Raw genomic sequence first — 24,341 nt, 5'->3', positions numbered from 1 at the left:
TTCAATTTGTGCGTCTATTCCCCAAAGACACCTGTCCACCCATTTTTGGCGCAGTTAAAGACATTCATCCAAATACAGAAATACACCGGATGGATCAAACAATCCCTTGACTCTGCCTTCCACATGGGTAATCGAGTGAACCAGCCGCTCCCGCTCTTGCCCGCTTAACATCGCCATGCCCGGCATGACTGCCGGTGGTTCGGGCATTTTGCGAACAACCATTTCCTGGGCCCAGACCAGCGTTCCCCGATGCCCCAGAAACAGGCGGGCAAGGTTGATATCCGCATGAAGCGCCTTGAGCGCATCCAGCCTGTACGAAAAAGGCCAGCATGCCAGGCCAAGGCTCCATTCGACATCGTCTTCACGCAAAAGCTCAAACAGGTTGGGAATAATTCTTTGCAGGCTTGGAATTGAAAGCGGAGACTCATCATTGACACCAAAACCACCCAAAACAGCGGTTTTACCATCGGCAAACATGACATGAATCCGCTCAAGCCCTGAAGTATGGGTATAACCGGGCCTGACATCATGATATTCGGGACTTGCCAGCCAGTGCGCAAGCGTCACGTCGGCGGGCACCTGTTCGAACTGCCGGTACCCCAGCGACAGCAATTGGCCGGCGGTGGCTGCCGGCTGTGCCAGGCACGCGTTATCGCCCAATGGCTCCACCCGCGACAGGGACGGATCAATGCAGACACTCAAGCATGAACGGCCAATCACGTTTTCCCGCACGGCGATGCCATCCAGCACCATTGCCGCATCATACTCGACACACAAAGCCTGTAAGTGCAGCGCATCGGCCAGCCGGCTGATGGTTACCGAAGCGGCCCCATAACCTTCAAGTTCACCCTCATCCCGGATTGGCCCCTTGACGGAGCGGGCAATCCGTTGACAGAAATTTTGCCATGGACTTTGGCTCACCGCCTTTTTGCCAAAACTCAAAAACGCACGACGATTCATGCTCATAATGATATTGCCACCTGAAAACAATTAAACAAACCCGCACATTTTAAGTGCCATTCCACCGATCTGAATGACGGAATGCCGTCCACAAACTACAATCCACTATTATATTCAGCCGAATCACGCTTTTTCGGCTTGTGTCTGCTGTTTTATTTTTTGCCGCCGAGCTTGCCATGTCACGTATTGCCAAACGAATTGAAAAAGCCCTGACTTTTCAGGCTATGGAAGTAACCAAAATAGCCCAAAAACTAAAAGAGCAGGGACAGGATATTATCAGTCTTGGAATAGGCGAACCCGATTTCACCGCCCCCACCATCGTTGTTGAAACCCTGAACCATGCTGCAGAGGCCGGCTTAAGCGGTTACAGCCCGGCATTGGGCATTACGCCACTGCGGGCGGAAATCGCCAACTATTACAAAAAACACTTTGATGTCAGCGTTAATCCCGAACAGGTCATTATCACTTCGGGGGCTTCGGGTGCCCTGTCCCTGGCCTGTTTAAGCACGCTTAATCCTGGCGATGAAATTCTCATGCCAGACCCGGCCTATCCTGCCAACAGCAATTTTATAATCTGTGCCGGTGCCAGCCCCCGTCTGATTCCCTGTACCGCAGAAGAACGGTTTCAGCTATCTGCCGAAAAAATCATGGCCAACTGGAATGACAACACCCGTGGCGTCCTGATTGCCTCACCCAGCAACCCCACCGGCACGTCCGTGGATAGCCAGGAATTGAAAAAAATCATCCGCGCGGTCAAAGAACGCAACGGTCTGGTGATCATGGATGAAATTTACCTTGGCCTGAGCTATGACCGTAACCCGGTTTCCGCCCTGTCCATTGATCCCGATATCATCGTCATTAACAGTTTTTCAAAATATTTTCATATGACAGGCTGGCGCCTGGGCTGGATGATCGTCCCTGAAGACATTGTGCCTGCCGTGGAAAAACTGGCCAGCAGCCTGTGCATTTGCCCCCCTACCCTTGCCCAGCATGCCGCCATCACCTGCTTTACCGATGAAGCCATGGCGATATATGAAAAACGCAGGCTTGCCTTTAAAGAGCGCAGGGATTATCTGCTACCCGAACTTGAGCGACTGAATCTGAAAGTGCCGGTTATACCCGATGGCGCCTTCTACATTTATGCCGATATCAGCCATTACTCTGATAATAGCGAGACGTTTGCCCGGGATCTGCTGCATGAAACCGGTGTGGCCGTTATTCCAGGCCTGGATTTCGGGCCCGAACATGCCAGCCGCATGATTCGCATTTCTTATGCCACAGGGCTGGACAGACTGAAAGAGGCCATTGCCCGCATGGCGCCTTTCCTGCAAAAACTGGCAGAAAGAAACTCAATAGAACTGCCCCAGGTTCTTTCCTAAAGGGATCCCTGACTCAAGCGCAATCCGTTTGCGCTCGGCCTGCACCCTGGCGGCATAACCGCTCCCCCCATTCGGGCCTGTTGCCCCAACGTAACAGGCCAGTCCCCCATCAACAGACCCCCTGCGCTTGATACAGTCTCGCAGAATCCGGGTCCCCACCCGCACATTGGCCACCGGATTCAGGGCCGATAATTTCCCACCGTAAAACTCGTCAAATTTCTCGGCATGTACCCGGGTCAGCACCTGCATCAACCCCTGTGCACCCACATGACTCTCGGCAAAAGGGTTATACCGTGATTCAACCGCAATGACCCCCAGCACCAGCAGGGGGTCAAGATCTTTTTCCCGGGCCGTTTCATAAACGGTCAGAATTAGCGAGCCGGTCACATTACGGGCCACCTTGAATTTGCGAGCGATGTAGTCCCTTAACAACTGCGCCTGATCGGCCGACACACCCGGCAGGCTGAACTGAGGCTGGTCAATCGTCAAATTGGCAAAGAAACCCTTTTCAGTGGCAGCTTCTTCCGGGCTCACAACCGCAGAAGAGAGGGCTTTCCTGGATCGCTCATATTGATCATTCACCGCAAACAAACTAAGGAAATCCTGCTCGGACACCATGGAATTGTCCGGTTCCAGTGCTGCCAGCACAGCCAGCCGCACCTGCTGGAAACGGTCTTGCGCTGCAGGCAAAATGAAGATGGCCGCAACCAGGACCATCGCGGCAATACCCAAGTACATGACCATTAAACGAATAAAGTCATAAAAAAAAGAAACTACTCCCTGACGAACCTGTCGGGTTTCAGGACTGATATCAAACAAAGCCATCCTTCATTTCCAGCAAGTGGGAAAACCCCAAATATAACCCGAAAATTCATTTAGTCATGAAATATCTGGTACGCCAGCTTGCCAAACCCGACAAACACCCGCACCGACTGTCGCCAGATATCCTATAATGGAGCCTCTTTATCAAATTCTGATAGGCCGAACAAATTGAAATACCGTGACCTGCGTGACTTCCTCAGTCAGCTCGAAAAACTGAATAACCTGAAAGCCATTCAAACACCGGTTTCCACCCATCTTGAAATGACGGAAATCAGCGATCGTGTATTACGCAAGGAAGGGCCTGCCCTGCTTTTTGACAATCCCATGCACAATGGCCAGAAATCTGACATTCCGGTGCTGGCCAATCTGTTTGGTACGCCCCAGCGGGTTGCCTGGGGCATGGGTGCCGACAGTACCGGCGCCCTAAGGGAAATAGGTGAATTGCTGGCCACCCTGCGTGAACCCGAGGCACCCAAAAGCCTGAAAGACGCTTTTGGCAAGGTATCCATGCTTAAAGCCGCACTGTGGGACATGGCCCCAAAAATGCATCGCCACGCCGCCTGCCAGGAAATTATTCTTGAAGGCGATGACGTTGACCTTAACCGCCTGCCCATCCAGACCTGCTGGCCTGGCGATGTCGCCCCCCTGATTACCTGGGGCCTGGTCATTACCAGAGGCCCACTTGCCAAACGCCAGAACCTGGGGATTTATCGCCAGCAGCTTGTAGGCCGTAACAAACTCATCATGCGCTGGCTGTCACATCGCGGCGGCGCTCTTGATTTTCGTGATTTCGCCCTGGCCAATCCCGGCAAACCGTTTCCGATTGCCGTTGCCCTGGGCGCAGACCCTGCCACCATCCTGGGTGCCGTAACACCGGTTCCCGACAGCCTGTCGGAATACCAGTTTGCCGGTCTGCTGCGCGGTTCACGCACAGAACTGGTCAAGGCCATTGGCAGCGATTTGTCCATTCCCGCCTCGGCGGAAATCGTGCTTGAGGGGCATATACTTCCGTCCTCAGACCCGCGCGCGCTGGCTCCTTCAGTGCCCGAAGGCATGACGCCTCCGAAACCCTCCGCTTACGAAATGGCGCTGGAAGGCCCTTACGGCGACCATACCGGCTATTACAACGAACAGGACTGGTTCCCGGTCTTTACGGTTGAGCGCATTACCATGCGCAAAAACCCCATTTACCACTCAACCTATACCGGCAAACCTCCCGATGAACCTGCGGTGCTGGGAGTGGCCCTGAATGAAGTATTTGTTCCCCTGCTAAAGAAGCAACTACCTGAAATCGTTGACTTTTACCTGCCACCGGAAGGCTGCAGTTACCGGCTCGCAGTCGTTTCCATCCGTAAGCAATACGCTGGTCATGCCAAACGTGTCATGTTTGGCGTCTGGAGCATCCTGCGTCAGTTCATGTATACCAAATTCATTATTGTAGTTGATGACGATGTTGATACCCGCGACTGGAAAGAAGTCGTATGGGCCATGACTACCCGAATGGACCCGGTACGGGATACGCTACTGGTTGAAAACACGCCCATTGATTACCTGGATTTTGCCTCTCCGGTATCTGGTTTGGGTGGCAAGATGGGACTGGATGCCACCAATAAATGGCCTGGTGAAACCCAACGCGAATGGGGGACGCCCATCAAGATGGATGCAGATGTCAAAACCCGGGTGGATTCTCTATGGAAGGATCTGGGCTTGTAGTAACCGGTTGACGGGAAGGCGCTTTGCTTTCCCGATTCTGGAATTTATTGTAAACAAACCAGGAAACCGCCGCCAGCACCACCGGCCTAAGCACTTTTGAACGGGTTTTGCTGGAGCGCAGCAAAACCCGGCTAACCAACAGGCTAAGACGCGGGTTCTTTTCCAGGTAAGCAAACAAGGTAGAAGGAATACCTGTCATACGGGACAAGCCCAGGTTACCGCTTTGCAGTAATTGCTGCTTCAGTGCACGTGGGGAAGCCGAGAGAGCCAGTTTTCTGAAACTCAGACTGGCAATTTCCCGCTCAACCTCTATTCGGGCAACCAGAAATTGTTTGTGCAACTCCCGTTCTTTTCGGTTCATGGGCGATCCTCGGTAGCTGCCGGTGTTTTGCCCCGTATACACTGCGCATCATCTTGCAGGGCCTTGACCGTAGCGGAAAATGGCAGATTTTTCCTGATGAGATGGGAACGGACATACCAAAAACAGGCCAGTGCAGCCAGGGTATGAAATAGCACCAGCCCCAGCAAAACGACAAAACGGTATTCGGTACCCCAAAAATACAGGCCAACCAATACAGTTGCACTCATGAGGGCCAGGATAAAAAAAACAAAACCAAACATGCTCAACCACAGCATGCCCAGCATACGCTCTTTTTCTTCGGCCACTTCAAGCCCAAACAACTCCACGCGGGTGGCAGCGATTTTAAACAGGCTGCCAACCGCGTTCTTCAGATCATGCCTGACGGTCATAAAGGCGGTACCCTTTAATACTTAACGACGACCAATAATAACGCCCAACAACAAGCCTGCCAGGCCCACCATGCCAATTGAGCGCCATGGGTTTTCATGAACGTACTCATCGGTCACCCGTACGGCTTCCTTGCTTTGGGCAATCGCTTTTTCCTGGGTTTCCTTGAAACTGTCGGTTGCCCTGTGAATGGCACCCATTGCCCTTGCCCTTAATTCATGCGCTTTTTCTTCACCGGCACCTGCGGCTTCTTTCAGCAATGCTTCCGCCTCTTCAACACTTTTGCGCAGGCTTTCCAGCAATTGCTCTTCGGTTTGCTCCAGACTTTTTCGTATGGCCATTTGCTTTCTCCAAAAAGTTAACGGGCTTCAGAACATCATATATGATTTTTGGCAACTACAATATAGAAAAAACAAAAAAACATGACGACTTGTTTCTTCTTTATCTTGTTTGAAAATACAAGACAATACTGTAACGGCCGCGTAACAAAAACAGGAACTGGCGGGGTTTTCCTTAATCTTTTTGCCGGGTGCCGAAAATCCGGTCACCGGCATCACCCAGTCCGGGAATGATATAACCATTTTCATTCAGGCCTTCATCCACCGAGGCGGTGTAAATTTCCACATCAGGATGAATGCTGAGCACTTTTTCAATGCCCACCGGTGCCGCCACCAGAACCAGCGCGCGAATCTCGCGGCAACCGGCCGCTTTTAACATGTCAATGGTGGCAACCATGGAACCGCCGGTCGCCAGCATCGGGTCGATAATCAGGGCAATCCGCTGGTCCAGGTCATCCACCAGTTTTTTCAGGTAGGTTGCGGCCTCGAGGGTTTCCTCATTGCGGGCAATGCCAACAGCGCTGACCTTGGCGCCCGGAACCAGCGAAAGAACACCTTCCAGCATGCCAATACCGGCACGCAGGATGGGCACAACGGTTACTTTCTTGCCCGCAATTTTCTCTACGACAACATTACCACACCACCCCTTGATGGTGGTGTTTTCAAGTGGGAAGTCTTTAGTGGCCTCATAAGTAAGCAGCGCTGAAATTTCCTGGGCCAATTCGCGAAAACTTTTTGTACTCAGATCTGCACTGCGCATAATGCCCAGTTTATGTCTGATAAGGGGGTGCCGGATCTCGTGGATGGCCATAATTTCTCCGATGGATTCACAATACAATATATTCAGTCTGCCAGTGCTGAAAAAGGGCATAACTTTCCTGAGCCATTCATTTCAATGGCGCAGGGTTAAACTCGCTTTATAATAACCCCTTGCCCAGCATTAACCATGCCGAAATGATAATACGCCCTTCGATATTTTTCCAATTACCTTTGCTGTTTTCATGTATCAGATCAACAATACGCTAACTGTTGCCGACTTCAATTATGAGTTGCCACAAGCGCTTATCGCCCAGACACCCCCTGCATCCCGCGGACAAAGCCGCCTGTTGCACATCGATCCGCAAGACCGGTTCCACGACCTTGCCTTCCCCGATATCGTGAATCTGCTAAAACCCAACGACCTGCTTGTTTTTAACAACACCAAGGTCATCAAGGCACGCCTGCATGGACAAAAGCAAAGCGGTGGAAAAATCGAAGCCCTGATCGAACGCATAACCGAGCCCACCCGTGCCCTGGCACATCTTAAATCCAGTAAATCACCGAAGGCAGGTACCCGACTGGTCTTTGAAAACGCTTTTGAGGCAGAGGTACTTGGACGCGAAGGTGAATTGTTTGACCTTCGTTTTCCAAAAAATGTCCTGGACCTGCTGGATCAATACGGCGCGACTCCCTTGCCACCCTATATCCAGCACGAGGCCGACTCGTCCGATGAGCAGCGGTATCAAACCGTGTATGCCCGGGAACCCGGTGCCGTTGCCGCCCCAACCGCCGGCCTGCATTTTGACGATGCGCTGTTGCAGAAAATAAAAGCCGCAGGTATTGACTGTACCTTTGTAACCCTGCATGTGGGTGCAGGCACCTTTCAGCCCGTGCGGGTTGAACAATTAAAAGACCACACCATGCATGCCGAATGGTATACCGTTGGACAAGAAACCGTAGAGGCCATTTTACAAACCCGGGCCAACGGCGGGCGCGTGATTGCCGTAGGCACCACCAGCGTGCGTGCACTGGAATCGGCCGCTCATCAAGGCGGTCTTGCCGGACCAAAATGTCCGCGTGCCCATTCGGCCGACACCCGCCTGTTTATTACCCCTGGCTACGAATTCCAGGTCATAGACGGGCTCCTTACCAATTTCCACCTGCCCCAGTCCACCCTGCTTATGCTGGTTTCAGCACTGTGTGGCCTTGATACCATGCGCCAGGCCTATCAACACGCCATCAAACAGCAATACCGTTTTTTCAGCTATGGTGACGCCATGTTCATAGCGCCACGCGCCTGAATGCAAGGCAGCCCAGCTCCCCGATAAAAATCATTTATATTGAAAAAATATGTCAGGACTCAAGTTTGAACTGTTAAAAACCGAAGGCAAGGCCCGACGCGCCAGCCTTACCTTAAACCATGGCACCGTGCAAACGCCCATGTTCATGCCGGTTGGTACCTATGGCAGCGTCAAGGCCATGTTGCCGCATGAGCTGGAGGAAATCGGTTCCCAGGTTATTCTGGGCAACACCTTCCACCTTTGGCTGCGCCCGGGCACCGAAGTGATCGAAAAGCATGGCGGCTTGCATCAATTCATGCAATGGAACAAGCCCATCCTGACTGATTCGGGTGGTTTTCAGGTATTCAGCCTTAGTGACCTGCGCAGCAAAATCACAGAGGAAGGCGTTAAATTTTCTTCGCCCATTGATGGCGCCAAGCTGCTGCTGACGCCCGAAGAATCCATGCGCATCCAGCGTTCCCTGAATTCTGATATCGTCATGGTGTTTGATGAGTGTACCCCTTACATGATTGATGGCCGCCCGGCCACCCAGGAAGAGGCGGCCCGCTCAATGCGCATGTCACTGCGCTGGGCCAAACGCTCCAAAGACACCTTCAATCAACTGGAAAACCCCAATGCCCTGTTTGGGATTGTCCAGGGCGGCATGTATGAATCCCTGCGTGATGAATCCCTGGCCGGCCTCACCGATATCGGTTTCCATGGCTATGCCATTGGAGGCCTGTCGGTGGGTGAACCCAAGGAAGACATGCTGCGCATTTTGCAGCACATCACCCACAAGCTGCCTGAAAATGCGCCCCGTTACCTGATGGGCGTGGGTACCCCCGAGGACCTGGTTGATGGCGTCGCCAACGGCGTGGACATGTTCGACTGCGTCATGCCTTCACGCAATGCCCGTAATGGCTGGCTGTTTACCCGCTTTGGCGATATCAAGATCCGCAATGCCCGTTACAGGGATGATACCCGCCCACTGGACCCGACCTGCCACTGCCATACCTGCAAACACTTTTCCCGCGCTTATTTGCATCACCTGCAAAAAGCCAATGAAATTACCGGTGCCCGCCTGAATACTCTTCACAACCTGCATTACTATCTTAACTTAATGCAGGAAATGCGCACGGCACTGGAGAACGGTACTTTTGCACAATGGAAAGAACAATTCGCAAAAGATCGCGCAAGAGGCATCGAATAATCAAGTTCCGCTACAATATCCCGTTAATATAATTATTTTTTTGGAGTCCCCCATGCTGGCAACAGATTTATCACAACTCATTATTGCTCAAGCCGCCCCCGAGGGCGCAGCGGGTGGATTGGCAAGTTTTCTGCCAATCATCCTCATGTTTGTGGTGCTTTATTTCATGATGATCCGTCCACAAATGAAACGCCAGAAAGAACATAAAGCCATGGTCGAAGCACTGGCCAAAGGCGATGAAGTCATTACATCAGGTGGCCTGCTGGGTAAAGTCAGCAAAGTAACCGACAACTACATTACCATCGAAGTATCCGAACTGGCCGAAAAACCCGTTGAAGTCCTGCTACAGCGCGGAGCCGTTACCAATATCCTGCCCAAAGGCACCATCAAATCACTGTAAGGCTGCCCTGCCCTTAATTTTTTAAGGGCTTTCTTTTTTTAATCCACATATTTATACGGCTACGGCATGAACCGCTATCCTCTCTGGAAATACCTAATGGTACTGGTTGCATTGGTAATCGGTATCGTTTACACCATCCCGAACTTTTTCGGGGAATCGCCTGCTGTCCAGGTTTCTAGCGCAAACGTTACACTCAAGGTCGATCAACAGCTGTTAAGCCGCGTTGACAGCATCCTTAAACAAAACAACATTCCTTATACGGGCTCCTATTTTCAGCAAAATGGTCCGGTGGGCACCATCCGCATCCGCTTCGCTTCCACCGATAACCAACTTAAGGCCAAAGACATCCTTGAGAGCAGCCTGAATACCAATACACAAGAGCCCGACTATACGGTTGCCCTGAACTTGCTGTCCGGATCTCCCGACTGGCTGACCAGCCTGGGCGCAAACCCCATGTACCTGGGTCTTGACTTGCGCGGTGGCGTTCACTTCCTGCTGCAGGTCGACATGAAAGGCGCACTGGAATCGCGCTATGACACGCTGACCACCGACATCCGCAGCATTCTTCGCGACCAGAAAGTTGACGTCGAGTCCGTCAACAAGGTAGGCTCCACCGTTGTGTCCACCTTTGCCTCCGATACCGACCGCAACAAAGCCATTGCCGCGTTCCGTAACCGTATCAATGAACTGACCTTTACCGAATCTGCCGATAACGGCAAATTCATCCTGACAGGACAAATCAGCCCAAGCGAAATCGCCCGGGTAGAACAAACCGCCCTCAAACAAAACATTCTTACCCTGCATAACCGCATCAATGAATTGGGCGTTGCCGAGCCGGTTATCCAGCAGCAGGGCAACGACCGTATCGTTGTTCAATTGCCCGGCATTCAGGATGTCGCCAAGGCCAAGGAAATTCTTGGCCGTACCGCCACCCTGCAACTGCGTATGGTCGACGACTCACCCGCAGCCATGTCTGCCCTGGCCAGTGGCACGGTGCCATTCGGACTGGAGTCTTTCAAGGACAGCGACGGCCGCCCCATTCTGGTGCGCCGCCAGGTCCTGCTAACTGGTGAAAACCTGGAAAACGCCCAGGCCGGCCGTAACCAGCAAACCCAGGAACCCACCGTTAACCTGACCCTGGACAACAAAGGTGCCCGCATTTTTCGCGACACCACCCGCGACAACATTGGCAAACGACTGGCCATTATCCTGTTTGAAAACAACCGCGGACAAGTCGTTACCGCACCGGTTATCCGCAGTGAAATCCCCAACGGACAAGTTGAGATTTCAGGCAGCATGACTGCCCAGCAGGCGGCCGACGTATCCCTGTTGCTTCGTGCCGGCTCATTGGCCGCGCCCATGAGCATTATCGAGGAACGCACGATTGGCCCAAGCCTGGGTGCGGAAAACATCAAGAAAGGGTTTGATTCCACCCTGTACGGCTTCATCATGATTGCCGTGTTCATGATTATTTACTATCACCTCTTTGGTATTTTCTCCTCCCTGGGCCTGATCTTCAACGTCTTGCTGCTGCTGGCACTGCTCTCCATGCTGCAGGCCACGCTTACCCTGCCAGGTATTGCGGCGCTGGCCCTTACCCTTGGTATGGCGATTGACGCGAACGTGCTGATCAACGAACGGATACGGGAGGAACTGCGTGGCGGTGCCTCGCCGCAACAGGCCATCAATACCGGTTTTGACAAGGCGTGGGGAACCATTCTTGACTCAAACCTGACCTCCCTGATTGTTGGACTGGCATTGCTGGCGTTTGGCAGTGGCCCCATCCGTGGGTTTGCCGTCGTGCATACCCTTGGCATCCTGACCTCCATGTTCTCGTCCGTAGTGGGTGTCCGTGCACTGGTCAACCTTTGGTATGGCGGTCGTAAAAAGCTCAAAACCCTGGCTATCGGTACTGTCTGGAAACCGGATGCAGAGAAATAAAACGCTTTCATCCACAAGCAAGGTTTAACACGAAAACAATGTACCTGAACCCTGGCGGTTCGGGTACCAGGAATTAAAATGGAATTATTCAGAATCCGTAAAACCATACCGTTCATGAAGTATGCACCAATCCTTAACGCGATCAGTGCCATTACTTTCATACTGGCGGTATTTTTCATCGTTACCCGCGGTTTTCACCTTTCGATTGAATTTACAGGTGGAACCGTCATGGAAGTCAATTACCAGCAGCCCGCCGAACTGGACTCCATCCGTAAATCAGTGACCTCCCTGGGTTATACCGACTTCCAGGTACAGAATTTTGGCACCTCGCAAGACGTCATGATTCGCCTGCCCGTTCAGGAGGGCGTCTCGTCGGCCGAGCAAAGCGAAAAGGTCATGCAGATTTTGCAACAGGCAGACCCCAGTGCCGAACTGCGCCGGGTTGAATTTGTTGGCCCACAGGTAGGTGGCGAACTGTTCAGCAATGGCCTGAAAGCGTTTTTCTTTGTGGTCCTGGGTATTATTGTGTATCTGGGTTTCCGCTTTGAATGGAAATTCGCCATTGCCGGCATGATTGCCAACCTGCACGACGTGGTGATTATTCTGGGCTTTTTTGCCTTTTTCCAATGGGAGTTCTCTTTACCCGTACTGGCCGGCGTGCTCGCTGTCCTTGGCTACTCGGTCAACGAATCGGTGGTTATCATGGACCGGATCCGTGAAAACTTCCGCAAACAGCGCAAAACTTCGGTTCGCGAAGTCATTGACAGCTCCATTACCCAAACCATCTCCCGTACCATTATTACTCACGGTTCTACCCAGATGATGGTGTTGTCCATGTTCTTTTTTGGAGGTCCCACCCTGCATTATTTTTCGCTGGCCTTAACCATCGGTATCTGGTTTGGCATTTATTCATCGGTTTTCGTGGCGGCCTCCCTTGCCATGTGGCTGGGTGTCAAACGTGAAGACATGGTGAAAGCACCCAAAAAAGAAGACCCTGCCGCCGAAATCATGGAAGGCTGATGCACGCCACAAGGTAAACGACTTATAAACCCTTGCCATTGAAATTACCCCCAACGCCCGGATATCACCGGTTTTTGGGGGTAATTTAATTTGGGACATTTTTCAATGTAAAAACAAACAGATAGAAAAAAGAGCGACAATAAGAGTACAATCTGCTTTTCCTTTTTTGCCCCCGGGCTTAAACCCGCACCGGTATTCGATTATGCAAGAAACAAACCTCAAACGTCCCGGCTTTAATCCTGAAGCGGTTGAATCTCCCCTGTCTTCCCTGGCCGCCCCCGATGGCAGCATCCGCAAGCTTTACATCAAGACTTTCGGCTGCCAGATGAATGAATATGACTCTGACAAAATGGCTGATGTACTGCGTGAAAACCAGGGCCTGGAGCTGACCAACGATCCGGAAGATGCCGATGTCATCCTGTTCAACACCTGTTCAATCCGTGAAAAAGCCCAGGAAAAGGTCTTTTCAGACCTCGGACGCGCCAATCAGCTCAAACAGAAAAAACCAAACCTGGTCATTGGTGTCGGCGGTTGCGTGGCCAGTCAGGAAGGGGCCACCATCATTCGCCGTGCCCCCTACGTTGACGTCGTTTTCGGCCCCCAGACCCTGCACCGCCTGCCAGACCTGATCAATAAAAGGCAGGAAACCGGCCGCTCGCAAGTCGATATCAGCTTCCCCGAAATTGAAAAATTCGACGCCTTGCCACCTGCCCGCGTTGATGGTCCGTCGGCATTCGTTTCCATTATGGAAGGCTGTAGCAAATACTGCAGTTTTTGCGTGGTTCCCTATACCCGTGGCGAAGAAATTTCCCGTCCGTTTGAAGACGTCTTGCAGGAAGTGGCCGACCTGGCAGACCAAGGGGTTAAAGAAGTCAATCTGCTGGGCCAGAACGTCAATGCCTACCGTGGCACCATGGGAGACAGCGGTGAAATCGCCGACTTCGCCATGTTGCTTGAATATGTCCATGAAATCCCGGGCATTGAACGCATCCGCTATACCACGTCCCATCCCAAGGAAATGACCAACCGCTTGATTGAAGCGCACGGCGCCCTGCCCAAGCTGGTGCCTTTCCTGCACCTGCCCATCCAGACCGGCAGCGACCGCATCCTGGCCGCCATGAAGCGCGGTTATACCGGGCTTGAATTCAAGGCCATTGCCCGCAAACTGTATGCAGCACGTCCCGGTTTGACGCTGTCCTCCGACTTCATCGTTGGCTTTCCCGGTGAAACCGATGCCGACTTCGAAACCACCATGAAGCTGATCGAAGACGTCAATTTTGACACTTCATTTTCTTTCATCTATTCGCGTCGTCCCGGCACGCCGGCCGCCGACCTGCATGATGACACCCCTTACGAGGTCAAGCTCAAGCGCCTGCAACGCTTGCAGGCCCAAATCAACAAACAGGCCAAGGCCATCAGCCATGCCATGCTCAACACGATTCAGCCCGTGCTGGTCGAAGGCGAATCACGCCGCGACAAAGACGAGCTGACCGGACGTACCGAAAACAACCGGATCGTCAATTTTTCCGCACCCAAACGCCTCATTGGCCAAATCGTCAATGTACGCATTACCGATGTCTACACCAATTCACTGCGTGGCGAGGTGGTAACCAGCGAGCAGGTTAGCTAATGGCCGTCAAACGCAACCAGCCGGTTATCATCACCCTTGATGGCGACAATATGCAGTTGGCCAATCTATGTGGCCCCCTCGATGAAAACCTGCGGCAAATCGCCCAGGCCTGGGGGGTCAAGCTTGGCCGTAATGGCAACCGCATTACCCTGGAAGGCGAGCAGGCCCTGAAGGCGGGCAACAGCATTGAGATTTTTCATCGGCGGGCCCGCCACAAAGACCTCTCCATCGATGATATCCAGCTGGGCCTGGTAGAGCAGAAGGCCTCTCCGCACAACAAAGCGACACCCGCCTCATCAAGCCAGCCAACAGAGCAGGACGATCTGCCACCACTGGACGATGAAAGCGACACCATCATCCTGCGCACGCGACGCAGCGACCTGCGCCCCAGAACGCCCAGCCAGCGCCAGTACCTGAATAATGTCCTGCGCAATGACATTACCTTTGGCACAGGCCCGGCCGGCACGGGCAAGACCTGGCTGGCCGTGGCCTGCGCCATTGATGCCCTGGAGCGTGAAAACGTACAACGCATCATTCTGACGCGTCCAGCGGTAGAGGCTGGCGAACGCCTGGGTTTTCTGCCCGGCGACCTGGCCCAGAAGGTGGATCCATACCTTCGCCCTTTATATGACGCGCTTTACGACCTGATGGGCTTTGAAAAAGTACAGCGCCTGTTCGAAAAGCAAACGATTGAAATCGCACCGCTGGCCTATATGCGTGGCCGCACCCTGAACCATGCCTTTGTCATCCTTGATGAAGCCCAGAACACCACTCCGGAACAGATGAAAATGTTCCTGACCCGCATTGGTTTTGGCAGCAAGGCCATTATTACCGGTGACCCGTCACAGGTTGACCTGCCCAAAGGGCAAAAAAGCGGTCTGTCTCATGCCCTGCAGGTTTTGCAGTCGGTCGAAGGCATTGCTTTTTCACGTTTCTCCAGTAAAGATGTGGTCCGTCATCCACTGGTGGCTCGCATCATCGATGCCTACGATGAGTCAGAGGCGGTCTCCAGCCACACTTCCCGTTAATCTTCTTACCGTTAAACCATCATGCCAGAACCCGTTCTCAGCTTTACCGTTCAATATGCCGTTGATGCGCCGGAACTGTCCCGTCAGCAGCTGCGTGCCTGGGCCCTGAAAGCGGTTCAGGCTGCAAGCCGGGACTGTCCCGATGCGTTCCAGCGTGCCGAACTGACCCTGCGCCTGGTAGACGCCGATGAAGGCCGCTCCCTCAATGCCAGCTATCGCAACAAAGATTACGCCACCAACGTCCTGACCTTCGAATACGGTGTCGACCCGGAAGGAACGGCCCGCGGCGACATTATCCTGTGCCTTGAGGTACTGGAAAAAGAAGCCGCCGAACAGGGCAAACCGCTTAAAAACCACGCCGCCCACCTGGTCGTGCACGGCACCCTTCACGCCCTGGGCTACGACCATATCAGCAATGATGAGGCCGAACACATGGAAGCCATGGAAATTGCCATCCTGACGCGTTTACATATCGAAAACCCTTATCTGGAGCGTTAATAATCCACAAAAATAAGCACGCTTAAGGGGGAAATTCAGGCATTTTCAATGAACAAGCCGAAATTTCATCAAAACTGAATAATTTTGAGTTATGCTTGAATTCCCATTAACTAGACGTCCAGAGATGTCAACAGACCCATATCCTTCCAGCGAGGCTGACTCGGAAACAAAGTCAGCCAAAAAATCAGCCGCACGTACTTTGTTGCAGCGTTTTAAAACCCTTATCGGCCAAAGCGAACCCGAAGACCGTAAGGACATCCAGGAAATCCTGTGCACCGCACATGACAGGGAAATACTTGATGACGACTCCTACACGATGATCCTGGGCTCCATTTCGGTTACCGAAAAAAATGTCAGCGACATCATGGTGCCCCGCTCACGCATGGACATGCTTGATGCCTCACAATCCCTGCAGGAACTCCTGCCCATCATTATTGATACGGCGCACTCGCGTTTTCCTGTTTATGAAAATGAGCGTGACAACATTATCGGCATTTTGCTGGCCAAAGACTTGCTGCGTTTTTTCAACGAACCCAACCTTAATATCCGCAACCTGATCCGGCCTGCCTACTTTGTGCCCGAAACAAAAAAACTCAACCAGCTGTTGCGCGACTTCAAGGAAAACCGCAATCATCTTGCCATCGCCATCGATGAATACGGCAGCATTACCGGCCTTATCACCATGGAAGATGTCCTTGAGCAAATTGTGGGCGATATTGAAGACGAATACGATGAAGACGCCGAACAGACCATTTTCCCCGAGTCGGAAAATGCCTGGCGGGTCATGGCCATCACCGATATCAGCGACTTCAACCAAACCATCAACAGCCATATTCCCGAAGATGAATATGACACCATTGGCGGCTGGCTGGCGGCAGAACTGGATCATATCCCCCAACGTGGAGACACGCATGACCACGAAAACCTGAGGTTCCGGGTCTTGCGTGCCGATGCAAGGCGTGCCTTATGGCTGCATGTCAAGCGCTCCACCTCTTCCGCTGTTACCAACAAAGACAACTAAACCATGATGCACCGGCTTTTATTGCTTGCCGCGGGCGCTTTGCATGCCCTGAGCTTTTCCGCTTTCCCGCTTCCCGCATGGAGCCTGTCATCAACGCAAATCATCACCCTGGGCATACTGGCCTGGTATGTCCTGAGGGCTGGAAGCGTACGCCAGGCTGCCTGGCACGCTGCCTGGTTCAGCATCAGCAATTTCTGCGTAGGCATTTACTGGCTGTTCATTAGCATGAATACCTACGGGGCGCTGGCCGCCCCGCTGGCCGCCGCTGCCGTCTTCCTGCTATCCGCCTACTTAAGCCTGTATCCCGTCCTTGCCGCCAGTGTAAGCCGCTACCTGTCACGCAGCAGCGTGGCCAGCTTCATACTTGTCTGGGCCGGTTGCCAGGCATTATCAGACTGGTTGCGCAGCTTCATATTTACCGGTTTTCCCTGGAACAGCACGGGTTATGCCCACACCGACAGCGTCCTGTCCGGCTGGGCCCCCGTCCTGGGCGCTTACGGAGTGGGTTTTATGGCGGCACTGGTATCCGCACTGTTGGCTGCCGGCCTTGTCTTCCTGCAAAAACAACAGCAAAAAAAATCAATCCTCTGCCTCATCTCCATTGTCTGCCTGTTCATGATCAGTTTCGGCCTGAAACAAATTTCCTGGCACCAACCGCATGGCAACCCCATTTCAATCAGGCTGGTTCAGGGCAACATTTCCCAAGACCGCAAGTTCCATCCCGACACCATGATGGAAAGCATGTATGAGAATTTTGACCTGGCCTTGCTGGAGCCTGCCGACCCTGAAGCGCCCGCTAAAGTCATCATTTTCCCGGAAACCATTATTCCGGGCTTCCAGGACAGGATGAGCCCGGAATTCTGGCACTCGGTCACCCGGCTTGCCGAACACACGCAAAGCGTTTTTTTCATGGGTGTCCCTTTGCGCACTCTGGATCATCGTGGTGAGCGCTACACCAACAGCGTGATCGCCCTTGATGGGAACACCAGCACCGAGGCATTGATGTCCGGCCTGGGGCTGCCTGTTTATGACAAACAGCACCTGGTTCCTTTTGGCGAATTCATTCCCTACGGTTTTCGCTGGTTTGTTCACGCTATTGGCATACCACTTGGCGATTTTGACCGGGGCACCGCTTTACAGCACAACTTCGTGGTACAAGACCAGGTTTTTGCACCCAATATCTGCTATGAAGACGTTTTTGGCGAGGAGCTGCTGCCCGCCCTTTTTGCCCGGCCCGATGGCTCTCCGGGCGCCAGCATCATGTTTAACGTCAGTAACCTGGCCTGGTTTGGCAATACCTTTGCCCTGGGACAACATTTGCAAATTGCCCGCATGCGCAGCATGGAAACCGCCCGCCCCATGGTGCGTGCCACCAACACCGGTACAACCGCAGCCATAGACGCCAGTGGAAACCTGATTGCCGCCCTGCCCACCGCCATTCCGGGCGTATTGGATGTACAGGTACAGGGAACACAAGGCCATACCCTATATGCACGTACTGGCAATAGCCTGATAATTATATTGTCACTGTTTTGTATCGGCCTGGGTGTACTTGCCAGAAAAAAAACCTGATTTTTTTCAAAAAAATCCCAGGCAAGTGTAAACATCATTTTATTGGTAAAAAAACATCATTTTTAAGGCAACATAATTGAAATGTGGCTTTTTTGTACACAAGAAGCAAAAAGGCATTGCACAAAAATATAAACACGTGCATAATTCTAATTCTTCGCTAGTCACTCAATTGGGGGTATAGCTCAGCTGGGAGAGCGCTTGCATGGCATGCAAGAGGTCAGCGGTTCGATCCCGCTTATCTCCACCAACTTTCTTTGGAAAGGTTTAGCGAAGCAGGTTGTGAAACAGTTTTATGGCTCACAATCAAAATGCAGTAAGTTTTAAGTTAAAGTCCTGTCCCCTTCGTCTAGAGGCCTAGGACACCACCCTTTCACGGTGGGTACAGGGGTTCGAATCCCCTAGGGGACGCCAAACTTTAAAGTTTGATGTTGACTTTAGCATACCGCTGCGGAGCGGTAGTTCAGTTGGTTAGAATACCGGCCTGTCACGCCGGGGGTCGCGGGTTCGAGTCCCGTCCGCTCCGCCACAAGATTCAAAAGCCCTGACACTTTTTCAGGGCCTTTTTAATGCTACACATACGAAGCATTAATATCAGTTAGACAAAGTCCTGTCCCCTTCGTCTAGAGGCCTAGGACACCACCCTTTCACGGTGGGTACAGGGGTTCGAATCCCCTAGGGGACGCCAAACTTTCCAGTTTGATGTTGACTTTAAGCATACCGCTGCGGAGCGGTAGTTCAGTTGGTTAGAATACCGGCCTGTCACGCCGGGGGTCGCGGGTTCGAGTCCCGTCCGCTCCGCCACAAAATTCAAAAGCCCTTATCTTTATTTAAGTTAAGGGCTTTTTCATTTCTGGCGGTGGTTCTTCGCTGTCTCAGTAGCACGCTCAGCTCAAGCTGCCGAACAAAAACACATCACTGCCATCGTCCATGTACCCCCATATCATCTCTTCCCGGCTCACATAACAATAAAGCATAAGCAAATTACCACTTATTGTTTTTCATGTATAACAGCGATCATTATACTTGTAGGTAATATAAACCCATTTATTTAAAGTTTAAAATAATGAGCCGCTTAACCATTCATACCCTCGACACCGTCCCCGCCGAAGCCAGCGAACGCCTGCAAAACGTCAAGAAAAACAACGGATTCATCCCCAACCTGATTGGCGTTCTGGCCAATGCCCCCACCGCCCTGGAAACCTACCAGGTCGTTGGTGGCATCAATGCGCGCAACGGCTTTAGCGATGCCGAACGTGAAGTCGTGCAAATTACTGCCGCCACCCTGAACGGATGCGGTTTTTGTGTTGCCGGCCATACCGCCATTACCCGCAAGAAAAACCTGATGCCCGAAGAACTCATTCAGGCCCTGCGCAACACCCAGGCGCTTAGCGATCCAAAACTGAATGCACTGGCCCAATTTACCATTGCCGTCATGGAAAACAAGGGTCAGGTATCCGATGCGCAACTGAATGACTTCCTGGCAGCCGGCTATACACAAGCCAATGCACTGGATGCCGTTCTGGGCGTCAGCCTGGCCACCCTGTGCAATTACGCCAATAATCTGGCCAAAACACCCATTAACCCCGAGTTGCAACCTTTTGCCTGATTCTTTATAGATTCTTCCCTGCCCGTAAGGAATATTGCTGTGAGTCAAACCGATACGACCGCTCTTTTAGCCTCCATTGTCAACCTGGTAAAAACCGAATTGGCCCCGTTGGCCAGTGCCATTGACCAGGAAGGGGTTTACCCTGCTGACTTCCTGCATCAACTGGGCGCGCTGGGCGGGTTTTCCGCAGCCATTCCAAAAGAATACGGGGGTGTTGAACTGGGCCTGGACACCCAAATCGACATCATCACGGCAGTGGGCCGTGAATGCGGTTCCACGGCATTCCTTACCTGGTGCCAGTCCACCTGTGCCTGGTATTTGCTGCATTCACCCAATGAGACGGTCAAGCAGCGCTACCTGCCCCTGGTGGCCCAGGGCAAACTGCTCTCTGGCACCGGCATGTCCAATACCGTCAAACACCTTGCCGGCATCGAAAAGATCCATCTGACCGCCACGCGTGAAGGAAAAGACTATATGGTAAGTGGTTCCCTGCCATGGGTTTCCAATATCGGCAACGATCATCTTGCCATTGTTGCCGCATCGGTAGGCGAAGAAGGCTATATCATGTTTGCCGTACGGGGCGACAGCGAAGGGCTGGCCCTGAATCCCTGCCCCGAATTTTCCGGTCTTGAGGGCACCCAAACCCTGAACATGCGGTTCAGGAATGTTCGCGTCAGCGCTGATGACGTCCTGGCCCGGCCCGATCAGTTCAAAGCCTTTATCAGCCGTATCAAGCCCGGTTTTGTACTGGGTCAATCGGGTATTGGCTTTGGCATTATTGAAGGCAGCCTGAAAACCATTCGGGAAAGCAATATCACCACGGCCCATGTCAATATTTACCTGGATGAACAGGAAACGGATCTGGCCACCCGTCTTGATACCTTAAGAAAAGAAGTCAGCAGCCTGGCACCACAGGCAGAAAACGGCACCGCCCGCATTCTGGACATTTTACGCGCCCGTGCCAATGGGTCTGAAGCCACCCTGGCAGCAGCACAGTCAGCCCTTCTGCATGCGGGCGCCAAAGGTTACCTGATGCGTCACCCTGCCCAGCGACGCCTGCGAGAGGCTGTTTTTGTGGCCATCGTAACGCCCGCCCTGAAGCATTTACGCAAAGAAATTCATGATCTTGAACAACATTCCAACATGGAGGCAGCATAATGAAACAGTGGATGTGCGGCCCCTGCGGCCTGATTTACGATGAAGCGCTTGGCCTTCCCGAACACGGCCTGCCTCCCGGCACCAAATTCGAGGATATTCCCGATGACTGGGAGTGCCCCGATTGCGGCGTGACCAAGGCCGATTTCTACCTCATTCCCGATTAAACAAGGACCCATCATGGTGAACCCGACACCGTTGGCAAGGAAAACCGTTCTGGATGCCCAACAACTCCAACTCAGTTACAGCAGGCCCAAACAGTCGCCCACCGTTGTATTGCGCGACTTCTCCCTGCAGCTGTCTGAAGGTGAAATTGTGGCCATCCTGGGTCCCAGCGGCGTGGGCAAGTCTTCACTGCTCCGTGTACTGGCCGGCCTGCAGAATGCCGACCAGGGCACCGTAAAGGTCAACAATGAACCCTTGCAGGGTCCACATCCGCGCCTGGGTTTTGTTTTTCAGGATCCAAGCCTGCTGCCCTGGCTGAATCTGGAAGAAAACGTCCGGTTTGGCCTGGATTTCAAGCATCAGCCCCACATCTCCCGGGAACAAATCAATGCCCGCGTGCAAGCGGCGATTGAAGAGGTCAACCTGACTGCCGCCCGCTTGCGTTATCCATCCGAGCTGTCTGGCGGCATGGCCCAGCGTGCGGCACTGGCTCGCAGCCTGGCACGCCACCCTGAAATCCTTTTACTGGATGAACCTTTCAGCGCACTGGATGAAATCACCCGCAGTGAAATGCAGGAACTCCTGCTGCAAATCACACAAAAACACAAATCAGCCGCCATTCTGGTGACCCATGACATTGATGAGGCCCTGCTTGTCGCCGACCGCATCATTCTGATCGGAGATATGCCGGGCCGCCAGATTGGCCAGTGGTCGATCACCCAGCCTCACCCCAGAGACACCATTTCCCCGACACTGACCCAGACCAGGGTGGAAATTATCCAATTGCTCAGGCAGGCACGTAACAAAACCGCTGCCAACAACGCCAGCATGGCAGCCTGAACCCCTTATAAAAAACAGTTCCTCGCCACCTACCGGCCAAGAGAAGACACATGAAAGACGCTAACAACACCACTTCAGATGCCCGTCGCCTGTTTTTAAAACTATCGGGCTTGTTTACCGCCATGGGTGCACTGCCTTTATTGCAAATGCACAACCAGGCCCGTGCCGCAGACCCCAATGCACCGGTAAGAATCGGCTATTTGCCCATTACCGATGCCACGCCATTATTGGTCGCCGATCATCAGCAATACTATCAGGCCCAGGGGCTCGAGGTGGAACAACCCCGCATGTTCCGCAGCTGGGCACAACTGGTGGAGGCATTTCTGGCTGGCCAGGTAAACGTGGTGCATCTGCTGGCCCCCATGACTGTCTGGGCACGCTATGGCAGCCAATCCAAGGCTAAAGTGGTTGCCTGGAACCATATGTCCGGATCGGGCCTGACCGTTTTGCACGAAATCAACCAGATTAAAGACCTGGGTGGAAAAACCGTTGCCATTCCATTCTGGTATTCCCTGCATAACGTCGTGTTGCAACATCTGCTCAAGAACCAGGGGCTTGAACCCATTAGTGAAGGCAACCCCACCAGCCAACAGGTTAAGCTGGTTGTCATGCCACCCTCTGACATGGTGCCCGCACTGGCCAATAAACAAATTGCCGGTTATACCGTTGCCGAACCCTTCAATGCCTCGGCCGAAGTGCTTAAAGTGGGCAAGATCCTGCGTTTTACCGGTGACGTCTGGAAAGATCACGCCTGCTGTGTGGTGCTGATGCATGAGCAAGACTTGCAGGAACGCCCCGAATGGACCCAGAAAGTGGTCAATGCCATTGTCCAGGCCCAGGCCTGGATACAGGATAATAGAAGCGAAACCGCCCAAATCCTGTCCAAGGATAACGCCAAGCGTTATACCCCGCATTCATTGGAGGCACTGTCACAGGTTCTGGTGCCCGAATTGCTGAACCGGGAGCTGTACGAAAGCAATGGCGCAATCGTCAATACACAATGGAATGAGAAACGGATCGATTTTCAGCCTTATCCTTTTCCCAGCTACACCGAAGAGTTGGTCAGAAAACTCAAGAACACCCTGGTGTCAGGCAGAAACGATTTCCTGCAGGCACTTGATCCTGCCTTTGTGGCCAGCGACCTTGTGGACGACCGCTTTGTGAAAAAAGCCATTCTCGATAATGGTGGCCCGGCTGCTTTCGGCCTGGAGTCATTCACCCGGCAGGAAATCATTACCGGTTAAACATTTACTTCAGCCTGCAAGCTGTCCAAATCGGGCTGCAGGCGTTTATACCAGCGCGAAAATTATGCATACCAATTTCAAACAACCCGGCTTCAATGCCCGTTTTTCCCTTGGCATAGGTGGCTTGCTCATGCTGGTTGCCCTTTGGAGTCTGGGAACCCATTTGCTGGAAGCGAATGTCTCACTGGCCAGCCTGCTAAGTCCGGCTCAAACATTCAGCAGCCTGTACGAGCTGCTGGTTCAGAACCAGCTCACCCTGCATACCCTGACCAGCCTCAAACGGGTACTGGTGGGCCTGGGCCTGGCCTTGCTGATCGGCGTTCCGGCTGGGCTTGCGATTGGTGCCTCACGCGCCCTTGAGAACTCGACCAGCACCGCCTTCCAGTTCCTGCGCATGATTTCGCCCTTGTCATGGATGCCCATTGCCGTCATGGTGTTTGGTATTGGCGATGCGCCCATTTACTTCCTGCTCAGTTTTGCCGCTGTCTGGCCCATCATCATGAATACCGCGTCGGGTGTCAAGCAACTGGACCCGCGCTGGCTGATGCTGGCCAAAAGCCTAAGCGCAACCCGTAAGGAAGTCCTGCTGAAAATCATCCTTCCAGGTGTTTTAGGCCATATACTGACCGGTGTGCGGCTGGCCATTGGTGTTATCTGGATTGTCCTGGTTCCGTGTGAAATGCTGGGCGTGAGCTCCGGTTTGGGCTACTTTATCCTGGACACCCGCGACCGGCTTGCCTATTCAGAACTGATGGCCGTGATTGTGCTTATTGGCGCGCTTGGCTTCATTCTGGATGGCCTGGCCCAAAAACTGTACCAGCATTGGGTGCGTAGCCCCGGCAAAGCGTAGTATCCCCGGGAAACTTAATAGGCGTTCCCATGCAAGAGCATCACTGCCATTAAGTTAAGGAAAATCCATTTAAAAACAATGTTTTTTCTGTCGTTTATGAAAGTTCAACTGTCTCCTTGATGATGACTTTTTACGGGGCGGATGACGGTAGCGCCGTTCCAG

The 24,341-nt window shown here is 52.8% G+C and carries 24 protein-coding genes and 5 tRNA genes; 23 read left to right on the top strand and 6 right to left on the bottom strand.

Going from position 1 to position 24,341, the window contains the following annotated elements; all coding sequences use genetic code 11:
- Positions 1-54: 54 nt before the first annotated feature.
- Complete coding sequence (locus IE074_RS10040; RefSeq protein WP_189385335.1) at positions 55-966, bottom strand: hypothetical protein; 912 nt, start codon at positions 964-966, stop codon at positions 55-57.
- Between the two features lie 170 nt (positions 967-1,136).
- Between IE074_RS10040 and IE074_RS10035 the strand changes: the two genes are divergently transcribed.
- Positions 1,137-2,339, top strand: coding sequence for a pyridoxal phosphate-dependent aminotransferase (locus IE074_RS10035; RefSeq protein ID WP_189385381.1), 1,203 nt, complete (start codon positions 1,137-1,139; stop codon positions 2,337-2,339).
- Here IE074_RS10035 and IE074_RS10030 read toward each other — a convergent pair.
- Entirely contained in the window at positions 2,310-3,164 is an 855-nt protein-coding gene (locus IE074_RS10030; protein WP_189385334.1) for a lytic transglycosylase domain-containing protein, read from the bottom strand. The two genes, IE074_RS10035 and IE074_RS10030, sit on opposite strands and share 30 nt — an antisense overlap.
- A 165-nt stretch (positions 3,165-3,329) precedes the next feature.
- On the opposite strand from IE074_RS10030, the gene IE074_RS10025 reads away from it, so the two are divergent.
- Positions 3,330-4,874, top strand: coding sequence for a UbiD family decarboxylase (locus tag IE074_RS10025; protein WP_189385333.1), 1,545 nt, complete (start codon positions 3,330-3,332; stop codon positions 4,872-4,874).
- On the opposite strand, the gene IE074_RS10020 is transcribed toward IE074_RS10025, so the two are convergent.
- From IE074_RS10020 to upp, 4 genes are all read right to left on the bottom strand, one after another.
- The gene (locus tag IE074_RS10020) at positions 4,831-5,235 is read right to left on the bottom strand and encodes a hypothetical protein (RefSeq protein ID WP_189385332.1); all 405 of its coding nucleotides are present in this window, start codon (positions 5,233-5,235) and stop codon (positions 4,831-4,833) included. The genes IE074_RS10025 and IE074_RS10020 overlap by 44 nt on opposite strands.
- Complete coding sequence (locus IE074_RS10015) at positions 5,232-5,624, bottom strand: phage holin family protein (protein ID WP_189385331.1); 393 nt, start codon at positions 5,622-5,624, stop codon at positions 5,232-5,234. Before IE074_RS10015 ends, IE074_RS10020 begins: the two co-directional genes overlap by 4 nt.
- A 21-nt stretch (positions 5,625-5,645) precedes the next feature.
- The gene (locus IE074_RS10010; RefSeq protein WP_189385330.1) at positions 5,646-5,963 is read right to left on the bottom strand and encodes an ElaB/YgaM/YqjD family protein; all 318 of its coding nucleotides are present in this window, start codon (positions 5,961-5,963) and stop codon (positions 5,646-5,648) included.
- A gap of 172 nt (positions 5,964-6,135) precedes the next feature.
- Positions 6,136-6,771, bottom strand: a complete 636-nt coding sequence (gene upp, locus IE074_RS10005) for a uracil phosphoribosyltransferase (protein WP_189385329.1) — start codon at positions 6,769-6,771, stop codon at positions 6,136-6,138.
- Between the two features lie 190 nt (positions 6,772-6,961).
- On the opposite strand from upp, the gene queA reads away from it, so the two are divergent.
- The 21 genes from queA (at position 6,962) to IE074_RS09900 (ending at position 24,179) form a co-directional block, all read left to right on the top strand.
- Positions 6,962-8,020 carry a tRNA preQ1(34) S-adenosylmethionine ribosyltransferase-isomerase QueA gene (gene queA / locus IE074_RS10000; RefSeq protein WP_189385328.1) on the top strand — a complete coding sequence of 353 codons (1,059 nt, stop codon included), beginning with the start codon at positions 6,962-6,964 and terminating at the stop codon, positions 8,018-8,020.
- Positions 8,021-8,069: 49 nt separating this feature from the next.
- Positions 8,070-9,209, top strand: coding sequence for a tRNA guanosine(34) transglycosylase Tgt (tgt, locus tag IE074_RS09995; protein WP_189385327.1), 1,140 nt, complete (start codon positions 8,070-8,072; stop codon positions 9,207-9,209).
- A 52-nt stretch (positions 9,210-9,261) separates the two neighbouring features.
- Complete coding sequence (yajC, locus tag IE074_RS09990) at positions 9,262-9,609, top strand: preprotein translocase subunit YajC (RefSeq protein ID WP_189385326.1); 348 nt, start codon at positions 9,262-9,264, stop codon at positions 9,607-9,609.
- 66 nt (positions 9,610-9,675) lie between these two features.
- Complete coding sequence (gene secD / locus IE074_RS09985) at positions 9,676-11,550, top strand: protein translocase subunit SecD (RefSeq protein ID WP_189385325.1); 1,875 nt, start codon at positions 9,676-9,678, stop codon at positions 11,548-11,550.
- Positions 11,551-11,628: 78 nt separating this feature from the next.
- Entirely contained in the window at positions 11,629-12,570 is a 942-nt protein-coding gene (gene secF, locus IE074_RS09980; RefSeq protein ID WP_189385324.1) for a protein translocase subunit SecF, read from the top strand.
- Between the two features lie 202 nt (positions 12,571-12,772).
- Positions 12,773-14,200: a tRNA (N6-isopentenyl adenosine(37)-C2)-methylthiotransferase MiaB gene (miaB, locus tag IE074_RS09975; protein ID WP_189385323.1), complete on the top strand. Its 1,428-nt coding sequence runs from the start codon at positions 12,773-12,775 to the stop codon at positions 14,198-14,200.
- Positions 14,200-15,228, top strand: coding sequence for a PhoH family protein (locus IE074_RS09970; protein ID WP_189385322.1), 1,029 nt, complete (start codon positions 14,200-14,202; stop codon positions 15,226-15,228). Before miaB ends, IE074_RS09970 begins: the two co-directional genes overlap by 1 nt.
- Before the next feature lie 21 nt (positions 15,229-15,249).
- A complete protein-coding gene (gene ybeY / locus IE074_RS09965) occupies positions 15,250-15,726 on the top strand; it encodes an rRNA maturation RNase YbeY (protein WP_189385321.1) in 477 nt (158 codons plus the stop codon).
- A 124-nt stretch (positions 15,727-15,850) separates the two neighbouring features.
- Positions 15,851-16,747: a CorC family transporter gene (locus IE074_RS09960; protein WP_189385320.1), complete on the top strand. Its 897-nt coding sequence runs from the start codon at positions 15,851-15,853 to the stop codon at positions 16,745-16,747.
- 3 nt (positions 16,748-16,750) lie between these two features.
- Complete coding sequence (gene lnt, locus IE074_RS09955) at positions 16,751-18,319, top strand: apolipoprotein N-acyltransferase (RefSeq protein WP_189385319.1); 1,569 nt, start codon at positions 16,751-16,753, stop codon at positions 18,317-18,319.
- Positions 18,320-18,490: 171 nt separating this feature from the next.
- Positions 18,491-18,566 (top strand) — tRNA-Ala (locus IE074_RS09950).
- Between the two features lie 88 nt (positions 18,567-18,654).
- A tRNA-Glu gene (locus IE074_RS09945) sits at positions 18,655-18,730 on the top strand.
- 38 nt (positions 18,731-18,768) lie between these two features.
- Positions 18,769-18,845: transfer RNA gene (locus IE074_RS09940), tRNA-Asp, on the top strand.
- A gap of 83 nt (positions 18,846-18,928) precedes the next feature.
- Positions 18,929-19,004: transfer RNA gene (locus IE074_RS09935), tRNA-Glu, on the top strand.
- Positions 19,005-19,043: 39 nt separating this feature from the next.
- A tRNA-Asp gene (locus IE074_RS09930) sits at positions 19,044-19,120 on the top strand.
- Between the two features lie 262 nt (positions 19,121-19,382).
- Positions 19,383-19,925, top strand: a complete 543-nt coding sequence (locus IE074_RS09925) for a carboxymuconolactone decarboxylase family protein (protein ID WP_189385318.1) — start codon at positions 19,383-19,385, stop codon at positions 19,923-19,925.
- A gap of 39 nt (positions 19,926-19,964) precedes the next feature.
- Complete coding sequence (locus tag IE074_RS09920) at positions 19,965-21,083, top strand: acyl-CoA dehydrogenase family protein (RefSeq protein WP_189385317.1); 1,119 nt, start codon at positions 19,965-19,967, stop codon at positions 21,081-21,083.
- A complete protein-coding gene (locus tag IE074_RS09915) occupies positions 21,083-21,247 on the top strand; it encodes a rubredoxin (protein ID WP_189385316.1) in 165 nt (54 codons plus the stop codon). Before IE074_RS09920 ends, IE074_RS09915 begins: the two co-directional genes overlap by 1 nt.
- Positions 21,248-21,260: 13 nt before the next feature.
- Positions 21,261-22,085: an ABC transporter ATP-binding protein gene (locus IE074_RS09910; RefSeq protein WP_189385315.1), complete on the top strand. Its 825-nt coding sequence runs from the start codon at positions 21,261-21,263 to the stop codon at positions 22,083-22,085.
- 50 nt (positions 22,086-22,135) lie between these two features.
- Positions 22,136-23,329, top strand: a complete 1,194-nt coding sequence (locus IE074_RS09905) for an ABC transporter substrate-binding protein (protein WP_189385314.1) — start codon at positions 22,136-22,138, stop codon at positions 23,327-23,329.
- Positions 23,330-23,393: 64 nt separating this feature from the next.
- Positions 23,394-24,179, top strand: a complete 786-nt coding sequence (locus tag IE074_RS09900) for an ABC transporter permease (RefSeq protein WP_189385313.1) — start codon at positions 23,394-23,396, stop codon at positions 24,177-24,179.
- Positions 24,180-24,341 lie beyond the last annotated feature (162 nt).

The sequence above is a fragment of the Advenella faeciporci genome (assembly GCF_014652395.1).
In the GTDB taxonomy this organism is placed as follows: domain Bacteria; phylum Pseudomonadota; class Gammaproteobacteria; order Burkholderiales; family Burkholderiaceae_B; genus Advenella; species Advenella faeciporci.
The sequence above is the reverse complement of the archived record's forward strand: the minus strand, read 5'-3'. Positions and strand labels throughout refer to the sequence as shown.

Coding starts and splice junctions, on each gene's coding strand:
- IE074_RS09970 (WP_189385322.1), top strand. CDS start 14,200: ATGGCCGTCAAACGCAACCAGCCGGTTATCATCACCCTTGATGGCGAC.
- IE074_RS10030 (WP_189385334.1), bottom strand. CDS start 3,164: ATGGCTTTGTTTGATATCAGTCCTGAAACCCGACAGGTTCGTCAGGGA.
- upp (WP_189385329.1), bottom strand. CDS start 6,771: ATGGCCATCCACGAGATCCGGCACCCCCTTATCAGACATAAACTGGGC.
- secF (WP_189385324.1), top strand. CDS start 11,629: ATGGAATTATTCAGAATCCGTAAAACCATACCGTTCATGAAGTATGCA.
- ybeY (WP_189385321.1), top strand. CDS start 15,250: ATGCCAGAACCCGTTCTCAGCTTTACCGTTCAATATGCCGTTGATGCG.
- miaB (WP_189385323.1), top strand. CDS start 12,773: ATGCAAGAAACAAACCTCAAACGTCCCGGCTTTAATCCTGAAGCGGTT.
- IE074_RS10010 (WP_189385330.1), bottom strand. CDS start 5,963: ATGGCCATACGAAAAAGTCTGGAGCAAACCGAAGAGCAATTGCTGGAA.
- secD (WP_189385325.1), top strand. CDS start 9,676: ATGAACCGCTATCCTCTCTGGAAATACCTAATGGTACTGGTTGCATTG.
- yajC (WP_189385326.1), top strand. CDS start 9,262: ATGCTGGCAACAGATTTATCACAACTCATTATTGCTCAAGCCGCCCCC.
- IE074_RS10035 (WP_189385381.1), top strand. CDS start 1,137: ATGTCACGTATTGCCAAACGAATTGAAAAAGCCCTGACTTTTCAGGCT.
- IE074_RS09960 (WP_189385320.1), top strand. CDS start 15,851: ATGTCAACAGACCCATATCCTTCCAGCGAGGCTGACTCGGAAACAAAG.
- lnt (WP_189385319.1), top strand. CDS start 16,751: ATGATGCACCGGCTTTTATTGCTTGCCGCGGGCGCTTTGCATGCCCTG.
- IE074_RS09915 (WP_189385316.1), top strand. CDS start 21,083: ATGAAACAGTGGATGTGCGGCCCCTGCGGCCTGATTTACGATGAAGCG.
- IE074_RS10040 (WP_189385335.1), bottom strand. CDS start 966: ATGAGCATGAATCGTCGTGCGTTTTTGAGTTTTGGCAAAAAGGCGGTG.
- IE074_RS10015 (WP_189385331.1), bottom strand. CDS start 5,624: ATGACCGTCAGGCATGATCTGAAGAACGCGGTTGGCAGCCTGTTTAAA.
- IE074_RS09925 (WP_189385318.1), top strand. CDS start 19,383: ATGAGCCGCTTAACCATTCATACCCTCGACACCGTCCCCGCCGAAGCC.
- IE074_RS09905 (WP_189385314.1), top strand. CDS start 22,136: ATGAAAGACGCTAACAACACCACTTCAGATGCCCGTCGCCTGTTTTTA.
- IE074_RS09900 (WP_189385313.1), top strand. CDS start 23,394: ATGCATACCAATTTCAAACAACCCGGCTTCAATGCCCGTTTTTCCCTT.
- IE074_RS10020 (WP_189385332.1), bottom strand. CDS start 5,235: ATGAACCGAAAAGAACGGGAGTTGCACAAACAATTTCTGGTTGCCCGA.
- queA (WP_189385328.1), top strand. CDS start 6,962: ATGTATCAGATCAACAATACGCTAACTGTTGCCGACTTCAATTATGAG.
- tgt (WP_189385327.1), top strand. CDS start 8,070: ATGTCAGGACTCAAGTTTGAACTGTTAAAAACCGAAGGCAAGGCCCGA.
- IE074_RS09910 (WP_189385315.1), top strand. CDS start 21,261: ATGGTGAACCCGACACCGTTGGCAAGGAAAACCGTTCTGGATGCCCAA.